Origin of the sequence: Thalassospira sp. B30-1 (assembly GCF_015767575.1) — a bacterium.
Taxonomy (GTDB): Bacteria; Pseudomonadota; Alphaproteobacteria; order Rhodospirillales; family Thalassospiraceae; genus Thalassospira; species Thalassospira xiamenensis.
The window spans coordinates 1,476,977-1,490,235 of record NZ_CP065232.1 but is presented as its reverse complement, the minus strand read 5'-3'; the positions used below and the strand labels follow the sequence as shown (position 1 = coordinate 1,490,235).

Genomic DNA, 13,259 nt, shown 5'->3' with positions numbered 1-13,259 from the left:
TTTGCGCCATATGGAACGAATGCTACCTGAAAGATAACCACCATTTCCAAGGCAGCACTTTCACTCATCGGGTTAAGTTTCGGGAATTCCATCACCTCTCGGGGGCGAACCTACACCAAAGACCCGCAATCCTATCCCATTAGATAGGCGACGACCTCGACCATAATCCATATCTTAACAGGTGATTATCGCCGCCAGGCGATTCTCCCACTCCCATTCTCGCCCCGGCCTGCGTCGCAGGCCCGGGGTTTTTTTTATGCTTTTTCCGGCCCGATCATTCCTTTTGATCAAAGAACGAAATGCTTTAAAGCAATGACAGAACGTTCCTTTTTCTGCATGCTGATTGATATGACAGCAATCAGGACTGTCCATCTTACGAGGTAAAGCATATCGATGTCGGCCGATCTCAAGACCCTGCTCAGGCGTGGACTAAGCGCGCATGAAGGCAACCGTCCTGACGAGGCCGAAAAAATTTACCGTCGTGCACTGTCGCTGTCGCCCGGCAACCCCGAAGTCGAACATCTTCTGGCGACTCTTCTGACCAGCCTTGATCGCCACCGCGAAGCCCTTGAACTGTTTGATAGCTGCCTGCCGCGACTTGGTGCCAACCCGGCAGTGCGGTGCAATTTCGCGATTGCACTCGAACGGGCCGGGCAGATCGAAAAGGCGATTGACGAATTCCGTCAGGCCATCAGCTATCATGGCGATTTCCCGACCGCCCTTTATCATCTGGCACGCCTTGAAATGCCGCGTGGACATATCGGACAGACGGTAGACCTTCTGGGGCGGTTGCTGGGTCTGAAACCCGATCACTTTGACGGACTTTTGCTGTTTGGCGAGGCATTGCACGCACTGGGACAGGAAGAAGCAGCACTCACATCCCTTGACCGCGCTGCCGAGGCCGCCGGGATCACCCCAGATATGATTTGCCGTGTTGGTGATGTGTCGCTGCGCCTTGGATATCCCGGTATGGCGCAAAATCTTTATCAACGCGCGCTCAGCATCGATCCCCGTCATGTCCCCGCCCTGCATGGGCTGGGGCGGGCCCTATCGGCACAAGGCGAATATGCCAAGGCGATTGCGATCCTTAAAACCGCCAAGCGCCTTGCCAAAGGCAGGATCGAAATCGATCTTGAAATTGCTGATATCGAATTGCGGTGCGGCGATATCGCAAGTGCGATTGCCGAACTGACCGTGCTTGTAGAAAAACACCCGGCAAATGTGGATGCCCACACAGCCCTTCTGGCAGCGGTTGCCAGGCTGCCCGATATCGGCGGGGTCGAATATCTCAAACAGGCCCGCCAATGGGCACGAAGCCACATGCCGACAATGCCCGAACCGAAATTTATCAACAGCAAACAGATTGATAAACGGCTTCGCATCGGCTGGCTGTCACCGCATTTTTGCGAACATGCCTCCTTTGCCCTGCTGGCGGGGGTTGCCCGGCACCTGAACCGCAACGAGGTCGAACTGTTTCTGTATTCGGCCACCCCGCGCCCGGATCAGACCACCCGTTCATGGCAGGTCATGGCCGATGGCTGGCGCGAGGTTTACGGCCAAAGCCCGCTTCAGATTGCTGAGCGCATCCGGAAGGACCGGGTCGATATCCTGTTTGACCTGACCGGCCCGGTGACGGATCAACCGATCACGGTATTCGCCCATCGCGCCGCCCCGGTTCAGGCCAGCATCGCACCAATGACGACGGGCATCAGTCAGATGGATTACATCCTTGTCCATCATCGCGCGATCCCGACCAAACCGGCCGAAAACAGGCTTTTTTGTGAAAATGTGCAGCATCTGGGATCGGGGCCTTTTGCCTATGTCGGCTCGGATGATGCCGCCATGCTCAGCCTGCTTCCAGCCGCAATTGACGAAGCCGTGACCTTTGGCTGCTTTGACCGGTTATCAAACATCAGTGACGCCAGCCTGAACTGCTTTGCGCGCATATTAAACAAGGTCAGGAACAGTCGCCTTGTCGTTCAGGATGATGTTCTGGGCGATGCCTTTGCCAGAAAGACAATGCTGGATCGTCTGCGCCAGGCCGGGCTTCATACGGATCGTGTCAATCTGATTGGTGCGGTCAGCCCCGAAGATAAACCCGATCTTTACGCCCGGATCGATATCGGACTGGCGCCCTTCCCGATGATTGATATCGCGCGCTATTTCGATATGCTGTGGCACGGTATTCCGTTTGTCACGATGGCAGGTGAAACACCGGCATCACGCGCAGGGCTTTGCCTGTTATCCGATATCGGGCTCGATGCGCTGGCGGCGGAAACGCAAAAGGGTTACGTCGAAAAGGCCGTCCTTCTGACACAGGACATCAACGCCCTTACCACCATTCGGGCCGGCATGCGCGACCGGATGAAAAACAGCAGGGCCATGAACGGTGCAGCCACCGCGCGCGAACTTGAAGAATCCTGCCGGGATATGTGGAAAACCTGGTGTGCGTTATGATCACCAAGCAGCCCTAGCGCGCCAGAACACCGCGCGCGAAAAGTTCGGTCACTGCGGCCTGCAAATCATCGGCGATAAAGTCCGCCTCTGCCGCCTCGGGCCAGATTGTTTCCTTTGCCCCATGCCCGGTCTTAACGATCACCGCATGGGTGCCCGCCGCACGTCCGGCACGAATATCGTTGATCCGATCCCCGATCAGAACACTATCGCCCAGCGAAATCACAAAATCCTCGGCCGCGGCAAGGATCATGGCTGGGCCTGGTTTGCGGCATTCGCTTTCGCGGCGATATCCCTCAACCCCGTCGGGATGATAGGGCGAATAATAAATCCCCTGCACCGATGCCCCCTCGCGCGCCAGCATCGCAAGCATCGCCTCATGCAGGTCACGAAGGCCCGCCTCGGTCAGATAGCCCCGCGCCACCGCCGACTGGTTGGTCACGATCATCACCGGAATACCGGCATCATTAAGCTGTTTGATGGCTGCGGCGGTTCCGGGAATCAGGGCAAGATCGTCAATCTTTGACAGGTAATGGACTTCTTCATTCACCACCCCATCACGATCAAGAAAAACCGCAGGCACAGGATGGCGCTGATCGCGCCAGCGCGGAGCCGGATCAATGAAATGGCGGTGAACGAAATCGTATTTTCTGGGGCTCATGCCTGACCCTGTCTTTTTGTCTCTGGGGCTGATGGACGGGCTAACATGCACCATCAACATCCGGAATGACAAGTTTTCACGACGCAGGTTTGTGTCGACTTATCGCGATGCGGAAAACCAACTGGTATTACCATTATTCGCTTGCCCCGCGACTATCGGTCATGACAATTTCACCCGGGGGCCATCGGGGCCAAGCCATCTGGGGATACTGAATTTCATGTTTGCCGATATCTTTGCCATTCTTGCGCCGGTTTTCATAACCACGGGTCTTGGTTATATCTGGGCACGGTCCGGCAGACATTTCGATACGGGACTGGTGACATCCATCGTCACCTATTTTGCCACCCCCTGCCTGACCTTTGCCGCCCTTGCCACGGTTGATCTTGGTGCGGATGCGCTGGTATCGATGGGTACTGCCGCCCTTGCCGCGAACATCATTTTCGTTCTGATCGGCTGGCCGATCCTGAAAGTTTTCAAACTGGCCCCGCGGACCTATCTGCAATCGCTGACCTGGCCGAATGTCGGCAATGTCGGTCTGCCGCTTTGCATGCTGGCATACGGGCAGGATGGTCTGGCGCTGTCGGTCGCGTTCTTTGCGGTTTACGTGGTTTTGCAACTGACCATCGGGGTGGCGTTCGTTTCGGGCAGTTTCTCGCTTAAATCGATCATCAAAATGCCGATCATCCCGGCAACCCTGATTGCAACCGGCTTCCTTGCGACCAATACCGAAGTCCCGGCATGGCTTTACAACACGACCAACCTGATCGGACAGCTCACCATTCCGTTAATGCTGTTTACATTGGGTGTGTCACTTGCCCGCCTCCGCCCGGTCAGCCTCGCGCGCAGCACCGCACTTAGCATGCTGCGCCTTGTGATGGGCTTTGTGGTTGGCGTCGGCCTTTCCGAAGCCATGGGGCTTACCGGGATCGAACGCGGGGTCGTCATCCTGCAATGTTCGATGCCGGTTGCGGTGTTCTGCTATCTGTTTGCCCAGCTTTACAACCGCGAACCCGAAGAAGTCGCCGGTGTGGTCATCAGTTCAAGCTTCCTTGCCGCGATCGCCCTGCCCGGCTTGCTGTGGTACGTGCTTTAGGTCCGGCGTCCTATTCGATGATCAGGCGATAGCTACCCTCGCCCGTACCATCGCGGTAAAACCCGACGGCACATTCTGACCGTCCCTTTTGCAGGTCCGCATCCCCGTTTTCAGTTGCCAGCTTGGCAATATGTTCGCGGCATTGCGCAACGTCATCAAACCTTGCATCCGAAATACGGATATCGGTTTGTTTCTGCGTATCGGGATAATAAACCGCCGTCACCTTTTCCCAGGGTGCGGCATCATCCGTCCAGATCTGATCGGCAATGAAACGCCGTGATTCTTCTGCCACGGTTGCGGCAACCAATGCGATGATCGCAATCAGGAACAACCGGCGCTTCGTACGGTGTGAAATGTTAAAAGCCATTAGAAATCCCGACGGAGGTTGTATTCTGACTATTCACCAGTAACAGGATGCGCGTGGTTCAACGGGCCATTGCCCTTGCCAAAATCAGGGGCCGTGCGGATCGCTTCGCGTACAAACGCCCGCGCGCGCGCCACCGCATCGCTAAGCCCCATGCCCTGCGAAAGCCCCGTCGCAATCGCACTGGCAAGCGAACAACCCGTCCCATGGTTGTTTTCCGACGGAATACGATCCGCCTCAAACCCTTCGATATCACCATCATGCCGCCACAGGATATCAACAATCCGCTCGCCGTCGGCATGGCCGCCCTTGACCAGCACCGCCTTGGCCCCCAGCTCACCGATCTTGCGGGCGGCTTCGATCATGTCACCCTCGGTCAAAATCTTCATCCCCGAAAGCACTTCGGCCTCTGGAATATTGGGTGTCAGGACGGTCGCCAGCGGCACCATGTTTTTGATCAGCGCATCAACCGCGTCTTCGTTCAAAAGACGCGATCCGCTTTGCGATATCATCACCGGATCAACAACAATCGGAATATCGGCGGCTTTGTGCCGGATGAATTTTGCAACCGCTTCGATCACCGGCACACTATGCAGCATACCAGTCTTGATCGCATCGGCCCCGATATCATCAATCGTGACTTCGGCCTGATGGACGATCAGTTTCGGATCAATGCCCAGAACATCAAAAACACCGGTGGTATTTTGCACCGTCAGCGCCGTGATCGCGGTTGCGGCATATCCACCCAGAACAGTCACGGTTTTGATGTCGGCCTGAATTCCGGCCCCGCCGGAACAATCAGAGCCGGCAATGATCAATACGCGACCTTTCATGATCGACCTCCAAGCACTTCTGATATTCGCCTCAAGATAGTCCTGCTGCCTTAACCCGCAACAGCCATGATTTCAGCAACAATGCCATCAACAATCTGTTCAACCTTGATCGCGTCATCGCCTTCGGCCATCACACGGATCAGCGGTTCGGTTCCCGATTTGCGGATCAGGACGCGACCATCGCCGTTAAAGGCCCGTTCGGCACTGGAAATCGCATCGACCACACTGCTGTGTGACAGCGGATCGGAACCCGCCACATAACGCACGTTCTTAAGGATTTGCGGCAGCGGATCGAAAACGCGGCTGACTTCCGAAACCGGACCATCGCGATCCGCCAGAACCGCCAGAACCTGAAGGGACGCCAGCAAGCCATCACCGGTCGATGCAAAATCCGACAGCACGATATGCCCGGACTGTTCCCCGCCGACATTGCAATCAAGGGCGCGCATCTGTTCCACAACGTAACGATCCCCGACCTTGGTACGGATCAGGCGCAACCCATTACTTTCAAGGTAACGTTCAAGACCAAGGTTTGACATCACCGTCGCAACCAGCGCATTGCCGCGCAACTGCCCGGTGCGTTTCCAATGGGTGGTGACAAGGCCCATCAACTGATCCCCATCGATCAGCTGGCCTTTTTCATCACACATCTGAACCCGGTCGGCATCACCATCCAGGGCAATCCCGACATCGGCCTTTTCGGCCAACACCCGGTCGCACATGGTTTGGGTATGCGTCGATCCGCATTCGGCATTAATGTTAAGACCGTTCGGTTTGGTCCCGATTTCAATGACATCCGCGCCAAGTTCACGCAGGACCTTGGGCGCCACGGAATAAGCCGCGCCATTGGCGCAATCCAGAACGATCTTGAGCCCCTCAAGCGTCACCGAAGACGGCAGCGATGATTTGACCGCCTCAATATAGCGGCCCGGCGCATCATCAATGCGCTGCGCACGGCCTAGCTTGTCGGCAGCCACCAGCAACGCCGACATGTCGCTATCCATCATCGCTTCGATCTCAAGTTCGACCTCGTCGGACAGTTTGAAGCCATCCGGGCCAAAAAGCTTGATGCCGTTATCCTGAAACGGATTGTGCGAGGCGGAAATCATCACGCCGATATCAGCCCGCATCGATTTGGTCAGCATGGCAACGGCCGGGGTCGGCATCGGCCCGACCAGCATCACATCCATCCCCATCGACGTAAAACCGGCAACAAGGGCCGGTTCAAGCATATAGCCCGACAGACGGGTATCCTTGCCAATCACCACACGATGACGATGATCGCCACGGGTGAAATAATGGCCAGCGGCCATCCCGACCTTAAGCGCAACTTCGGCTGTCATGGGGGCGGTGTTGGCGGTTCCGCGAATACCGTCGGTCCCGAAATATTTACGGCTCATGCTCGTCTTCTCTGCTTCCATCCCGGCACATCGGCGTGCGGGTTATTTTTCCTGACTGCCGGTTATATCAAAGTGTCCGCGCAATGCTACCGGCAAGTGACCGATTATACCTCTCATAAGCAACCGATCCGTTAATCGCGTCCTTTACCCTTCGCTTATAAAAGCCATGACCTTGCTTTTAAAACCCGGTATCTAGGATACGAAGCGTTTGAATATTCCGAAATCGGGGGCATTTTGCGGAAAACCGGTTGCCGCAAGGGTTATATCACAGGGATCATAGTGCAGGTCATCATCGCGATGATTTTCATGACCCGCCCTGCCCTTGCCAATATGGGCCCTCTTGAACTTGTCATCGGATCCTATTCCGCCGATCAGGATGATATTGACCTCGCACCGCTGATCGAACGTCTGTCAACCAAACGGCAGGTTCGAACAGCCGCCGATGTCGCCATGCTCCCGGCAGACAATTTCACACCGCTTATGGGATCAACCGGCCCCGGTTACACGCTTGAAGCCGTCTGGTACCGGATGCAGATTCTTGTCACAAAAGACGGTGAAAAACCGCTTGAACTCAAACGCTATCTTGAAATTTCACCGCCTTATCTGAACCGGATAAGGCTTGCGATCCTTGATGCCGATACACGGATAACCGTCTGGAACGATGTCGTTGGGGATCATATCCCCCCGAACCCATCCGAAGCCCGGGGTCGCCAGCATCTAAGCGAATGGCCCAACCTTCCGGCAGGAAAATACTGGCTGGTGATCGGCGTTTCAAGCAACAGCGCCCAGCTTTTGAATGCGTCTATAAAATCCGATACATCCCTGATCACCGAAAACGTGCAGGATACGTTTCTGTACGGGCTTTATCTTGGCATCCTTTTAATCGGCTTCATGGTCTATTTCACGCTGGGTCTGCTGATCCGCGACCGGGCGATTGTCTGGTACGGGCTTTATGTTCTGGCCCTGTTTGCCGGAACGGCGGGCATTTCTGGCTATGCCCAGCTTCTTCTGTCCGGCACATGGCAATTTGCCAGTGATGCCATCACCGGTGCCGGCACGGCCTTCTCGCTTGCGACCAGTGTGATGATGTGGGCCTACATCATTGAACTGGACAAATACAAGCGCACCGTATTCACCGCTCTTGCGGTTTACGCGGCACTTGCAAGCCTGTGTTCCCTGACATCGGTCAGCGACCTGTACATCCATTTTGCGCGCAGCTTTTTCCTGTTCCATATCGGTGTGCTGCTGATCCTCTATGGCTATCTGTTCTATTTTGGTGCGACCAAGCCCGATGCGCGAAAGCTTCGGATCTATTTCGTCGCATTGGGATTGCCCGCCGCTGCGGCTATCGTGCATCTGCTGATGCTGATGGGCCTTGTTCCGGCCAACAGATTTACCAGCAACTGCTATCAGGTGGCATCACTTGTGCACCTGCTATTGCTCGGCATTGCCATGGCAGGCCGAACATACGCACTTGCCAGCCAGCGCGTCACAGCCGTTCAAAACAGCACGCGCGCCAATCAGCTCGCCGACGAGCAGCGCGAATTCATCACCATGCTATCCCATGAATTCCGAACACCACTGGCGATTATACAGCGCGCCGCCGAAATGGTTTCGCTTCATGTTCGCGACGCCCCGGAAGCCATAACCAGCCGGATCGCAACCATTCGCAGAAATGCGACCCAACTGTCTGAACTGGTGAATGTGTTCCTGACAAAGGAAACACTTGATAGCACCAATTTCCGTATTTCCCCCAGACCAACCGTTCTGGCACCGTTCCTGCGCGACCTTGTCCTCCGACGTCAGCGCGAGACGCCCGATCATGACATTGAGCTGGAAGAGGTGGATTTTACCGTCGCAAGCATCGACAGAACCCTGATCGAACGCGCGATATGCAATCTGATTGAAAACGCGCTTAAATATGCCCCGGATGCCAGTGTTCGCATCGGATTCACCCACCGCAGCGATGGAAATGTCTATATCCGCGTCACCGACAATGGGCCGGGAATTTCGCCCGATGATCTGTCGCTTGTTGCCGACGCATTTTACCGTGGCAACAGATCGGGCAGCACCCATGGCGTCGGTCTGGGTCTGCATATCACCAACCGGATCATCATCGGGCATATGGGTCGCATGACAGTCAGCGTCGGCGAAAACGGTGGCACCACCATCCTGATCCGCCTGCCCTATGACCGCGAACTGACCAAAAACAACATTGAAGCGGCGCGCACCGCCAATCTTGATCCCCCGACGGTACCTGCCTCCGACCCGGAAAATGCGTCATGAGCCATCCGAAAAACAGACCGATGCTTTTCTGTTTCCGGCTCCTGCTGGCGCTACTGACCATGCTGTCGGTCACGGCCCCGCTGTCCCCGGCCACAGCAACGGCAACGGCAACGGCAACGGAAGTCGGCAAACTGACCCTTCTGCCGGACATCGCGGCCCCTGTGAATTTGCATGATCACGTTCTGTGGCTTGAAGACCGGACAAACGATCTGACACTCAATGACGTTTTGAACCTGCCAATCGATGATTTCACCCCAAGTACCGGCGTGCCAAGTTTTGGCTATACGGGCGATAGCGTCTGGTACCGGCTGCAACTGTCTGTTCCGCAGGGCCAGACACAATCCCTGCAACTTGAAATTCAGCCAAACTACATGAATTTCATCGATGCTTATCTGATCAGGCAGGGAACATCGCGCCATCTGTGGCAAAGCCATATGGGCGATCATGTCCCGGCAGGCCTGCGCCCCACCCGCGGCAGTCAGCATGTCGACCGCTTCCCGCCACTCGAACCGGGTGATTATACTCTTTTCATCCGCACCAAATCGAACAGCACCCAGTTATTGATCGCCAAACTTTGGCCAACCGATCAGCTTATTTCCAGTCTGACGCTCCGCGACGGGGCAATGAGCATCTATTTCGGTGTCATCCTGATGCTCGGCGTGGTTTACACGGTTCTGGGCTCTCTCGTCCGGGATCGTGCGATTGCGACATATGGTGTCTGCGTTATTTTGATTGGCACACTGGCATCCGCGGTCAACGGGCTTGTGCTCGCGGTCATTCAACCCGAATGGCCCTATGCCAATGACCTGATTGTCGGGGTGACCAATGTCGTCGGCTCGGCTGCCTCCATTTTTCTCTGGTTCTATATTCTTGATCTTGGCAAACAGAATGTTGTGATCGCGCGGATCGCTAAAGTCTATTGCGGGCTTTCGGTTGCCTGCGCTCTAACCGTGACCACCGATTTTTATGCGCTTTACGGCACATATGTCGTGCCGCTGCATGCCGCGTTACTCACGACACTGTCCCTGATTGTTGCCTACCGGATCATCCGGGCACCAAGGCAGTGGCTTTTGTGGATCTATCTGGTTGTCATTGTGATCCCGATCGGCGGGGCCGTGCTGTTGCAACTGACCCATGCCGGATTGATTGCCGCCACGCCGTTCCGGCTTGGCTTGCATCAGTTCACGCTGTTTTTCCATATGTGCGCGATGGGCATCCTCATGGGGTTCCGCCTTTCGCAGATCGAAAAGGAACGCATGAACATGCTCAGGGTCACCGCGGCAACAACCTCGCTTGTCGGGGAACAGCGAAAACTGATTTCCATGCTCTCGCACGAATTCCGCACACCGCTTGCGGTTATTCAACGGTCTTCCGAAATGCTGCTGCTTCGGCTGCGCGATGCCCGCAGCGACGTCACCGACCGCCTGCAGCGCATTCAGGATCAGGCACGCAAACTATCGCGTCTGGTGGATATTTTCCTCAACAAGGATGGCATCGATGACGGTGACTTTGCGCTGGCCTGCGAACTGGTGCCGGTCAATCGTCTGCTGACGGACTTTGTCGCAGATACATCGCGCGCCGATGCCGAAATCACTCTGGAATGCGTCGGAACCGAACAGCTTGAAACCTATGTCGATGCCACACTGGTCGGGCTTGCGATCACCAACCTGATTGAAACCGCACGGCGCTACGCTCAAGGAGCTCCAATCCATATCACCGTCCGTCGCAATGGCGAATGGCTGGTGGAAATCGATATTCCCTGCCACGGCAAAGATTTGAACAGCCAGGAAATTCTGCGCATCAGTGACGCCCTCTTCCGCCAGGATATCGGGCCAACCGCAATGCAGAATGCGCTGGGGCTTCATATCTCGCAGCGCATCGTTGATGCACATGGCGGATCAATCAAATTGCGTGACAAGGGCACCGACGGGATCGAGCTATGCCTGTTGCTGCCATGCGAAGACAGCACCGGGTCGTTCGACATCTGAACGGATAACAGTCAATCAGGCGGTTTCGCCAGCACCCAAAATGATACCGGGCGAAGTAAAGGCATAGCCCCGCCCATATGCGGTCCGAACCGGCAATTCATCGCCCGTTTCGCGCAGGACTTTCTGACGAACGCGCCGGATCGCCGTATCAAGGTTACGGCAATTTTCGGCCGTATCGGCCTTGCCCAGCGCCATGACGATTTCCGGGCGTGTCAGCCACGCCCCGTTTGCTTCGACCAGCAATTGCACGATGGTGCGTTCCGTCGCGGTCAAAGTCGAAGAACCGCCGCTCGAATTGCTCAGCGTCCAGTTCAGCATATCAAGGGTCCAGGTCCCGTCTTTTTCCGGGTCTTCAACCGCATCGTCATCTTTTTTGCCAACCCGGCGCAACAACGGGCGCAAGGCCGCCTCGATCACCGAAAGCGGGCTGTCTTTCGTCAGGTAAACATCCGCACCGGATTTATACCCCGTAAGATGATGATCCATCCCCGCAAGGGATGTCAGCATCATGATGCCGCAATCAAGGTTGGCGCGCGCATATTTGGCCAATTCATAGCCATCGGCATCCGGCAGCATGATATCGAAAATGATCGCCGCAGGTGTTTTGGATTTCAGCGCGCGATGAAACGCTGCGCCAGTTTCACAACCGACAACATCAAAACCGCACATCTCGAGGTATTCGCACAAATCCCGATTAAGATCGGCATTGTCCTCGACCACGAAAACACAAGTCGCCATCGTTTCCTGACCCGCAGCCTTTTCCGGCTGTTCAACGCGCGCGTGCGCGCTGTATCCATTCATTCAACTTCGCCTTCGCTGTTTGCACGAAACCAACCATTTGCGCGATCTTCCTGATCGCAATTCTCTTTATCTTTAATGGTATGTGGCGATTGGGTAAAATCCGCAAGCCCCAAGCACGATCTGTCAGAAATTGCCAGATTCACCGGACCAAAAAAGACCCGCAATTCTGGCACCCGAAAATGCACCAGAACGGCGGGCCTTTTATAATTCGTTGTTCAAACCGGTCAACCTATACATCCATAGATTGATAGTCGAAAATGGCTATACCATCGATGTCGCAGTCGCGACCGAAATCGACTGAACCGTGTCATGAACATCATGCACCCGGATCATCTGAACACCGTGCCGCCATCCATTGACCGCCGATGCAATCGATCCGCCCAGCCGCTCTTTCGGGGATGCTGCCGGATCAATCTTGCCAATAAATGATTTGCGCGACGTGCCCAGCAACACCGGGCAGCCCAACCCATGGAAAATCGCCAGACGTGATAGCAGTTCCAGATTGTGCGACAGCGACTTGCCAAAACCAATGCCCGGATCGACACAGATACGATCGCGCGCAATCCCAGCCCGTTCGCAACTTTCGATCCGGTCCAGCAGATAGTCATACACATCCAGAACCGCACAATCATATTGCGGGTTTTCCTGCATCGTGCCCGGTTCGCCCTGCATATGCATCAGCATCACGGGCCTGCCCGATGCCACGGCGACTTCCATCGACCGTTCATCGCCTTCAAGCCCGGTCACGTCATTGATGATCGCCGCACCAGCCTCAATCGCGGCCTCCATCACGCTTGCATGGCGGGTATCGATGGAAACGCAATGACCGTCTTCGGCCAGGGCCCGGATCACCGGAACAACGCGGGCGATCTCGTCGGCTTCGGACACGGCTTCCGCCCCCGGCCGGGTCGACTCCCCGCCGATATCAAGGATGGATGCCCCCTGTGCCGCCAGGGCGCGCGCGCGCGCAATCGCCTGATCGGTGCTGTTGTAATCGCCGCCATCCGAAAAACTGTCCGGCGTGACATTGATAATACCCATCACATGACAGGACGCCATATCAAGCCCGGCAAAATCGGCGCGTTTGGTTGTCAGACGGTTCAGAACGTCATTGATTTCATCCACCCGCCCGGAATTCTGGACCCAGCCTTCAAGGGCCAGCAACGGCAGGATCATGCTTTCGGCACCGCCGCCGTCGCGACGGCGGATGATTTCAAGCGCGGAAAAGCCGCGGCGCGATCCGGCAAGTGGTAACGTATTGGGATCATCGGCATGGTCGATGAAACCGGTAGGTGCGTAATATAACGGTCCGTCAAAATCAGCAAAGCCCCGCACATCGGCGGGGCTTCGCAGGACCGATCCTTCGATCTTGTCCATCA

The 13,259-nt window shown here is 55.8% G+C and carries 10 protein-coding genes; 4 read left to right on the top strand and 6 right to left on the bottom strand.

Annotated elements, in window-relative coordinates:
* Positions 1-393 precede the first annotated feature (393 nt).
* Positions 394-2,457 (top strand): tetratricopeptide repeat protein, encoded by a 2,064-nt coding sequence (locus tag IT971_RS07000; RefSeq protein WP_063114454.1) that lies wholly within the window; start codon positions 394-396, stop codon positions 2,455-2,457.
* A 13-nt stretch (positions 2,458-2,470) separates the two neighbouring features.
* Here the strand turns inward: IT971_RS07000 and IT971_RS06995 are convergent, their stop codons facing one another.
* A complete protein-coding gene (locus tag IT971_RS06995; RefSeq protein WP_063096123.1) occupies positions 2,471-3,115 on the bottom strand; it encodes an HAD-IIIA family hydrolase in 645 nt (214 codons plus the stop codon).
* Positions 3,116-3,332: 217 nt separating this feature from the next.
* Between IT971_RS06995 and IT971_RS06990 the strand changes: the two genes are divergently transcribed.
* Positions 3,333-4,208, top strand: a complete 876-nt coding sequence (locus tag IT971_RS06990; RefSeq protein ID WP_063096127.1) for an AEC family transporter — start codon at positions 3,333-3,335, stop codon at positions 4,206-4,208.
* Between the two features lie 10 nt (positions 4,209-4,218).
* Here IT971_RS06990 and IT971_RS06985 read toward each other — a convergent pair whose 3' ends face one another.
* Genes IT971_RS06985 through glmM form a run of 3 tightly spaced genes read right to left on the bottom strand, consistent with a single transcriptional unit; the run spans position 4,219 to position 6,805 of the window.
* A complete protein-coding gene (locus tag IT971_RS06985) occupies positions 4,219-4,575 on the bottom strand; it encodes a hypothetical protein (RefSeq protein ID WP_007092122.1) in 357 nt (118 codons plus the stop codon).
* A gap of 29 nt (positions 4,576-4,604) precedes the next feature.
* Positions 4,605-5,405 carry a bifunctional hydroxymethylpyrimidine kinase/phosphomethylpyrimidine kinase gene (thiD, locus tag IT971_RS06980; protein WP_063096129.1) on the bottom strand — a complete coding sequence of 267 codons (801 nt, stop codon included), beginning with the start codon at positions 5,403-5,405 and terminating at the stop codon, positions 4,605-4,607.
* Positions 5,406-5,455: 50 nt separating this feature from the next.
* Positions 5,456-6,805, bottom strand: a complete 1,350-nt coding sequence (gene glmM / locus IT971_RS06975; RefSeq protein WP_007092124.1) for a phosphoglucosamine mutase — start codon at positions 6,803-6,805, stop codon at positions 5,456-5,458.
* Between the two features lie 279 nt (positions 6,806-7,084).
* Between glmM and IT971_RS06970 the strand changes: the two genes are divergently transcribed.
* Both IT971_RS06970 and IT971_RS06965 read left to right on the top strand, forming a co-directional pair.
* Positions 7,085-9,091 (top strand): sensor histidine kinase, encoded by a 2,007-nt coding sequence (locus IT971_RS06970; RefSeq protein ID WP_063096130.1) that lies wholly within the window; start codon positions 7,085-7,087, stop codon positions 9,089-9,091.
* Positions 9,088-11,079 (top strand): sensor histidine kinase, encoded by a 1,992-nt coding sequence (locus IT971_RS06965; RefSeq protein ID WP_063096132.1) that lies wholly within the window; start codon positions 9,088-9,090, stop codon positions 11,077-11,079. The genes IT971_RS06970 and IT971_RS06965 overlap by 4 nt, the downstream gene beginning before the upstream one ends.
* Before the next feature lie 15 nt (positions 11,080-11,094).
* Here the strand turns inward: IT971_RS06965 and IT971_RS06960 are convergent, their stop codons facing one another.
* A complete protein-coding gene (locus IT971_RS06960; RefSeq protein ID WP_063096134.1) occupies positions 11,095-11,880 on the bottom strand; it encodes a response regulator transcription factor in 786 nt (261 codons plus the stop codon).
* A gap of 261 nt (positions 11,881-12,141) precedes the next feature.
* Positions 12,142-13,257 (bottom strand): dihydropteroate synthase, encoded by a 1,116-nt coding sequence (gene folP / locus IT971_RS06955; protein WP_007092128.1) that lies wholly within the window; start codon positions 13,255-13,257, stop codon positions 12,142-12,144.
* Between the last annotated feature and the right edge of the window lie 2 nt (positions 13,258-13,259).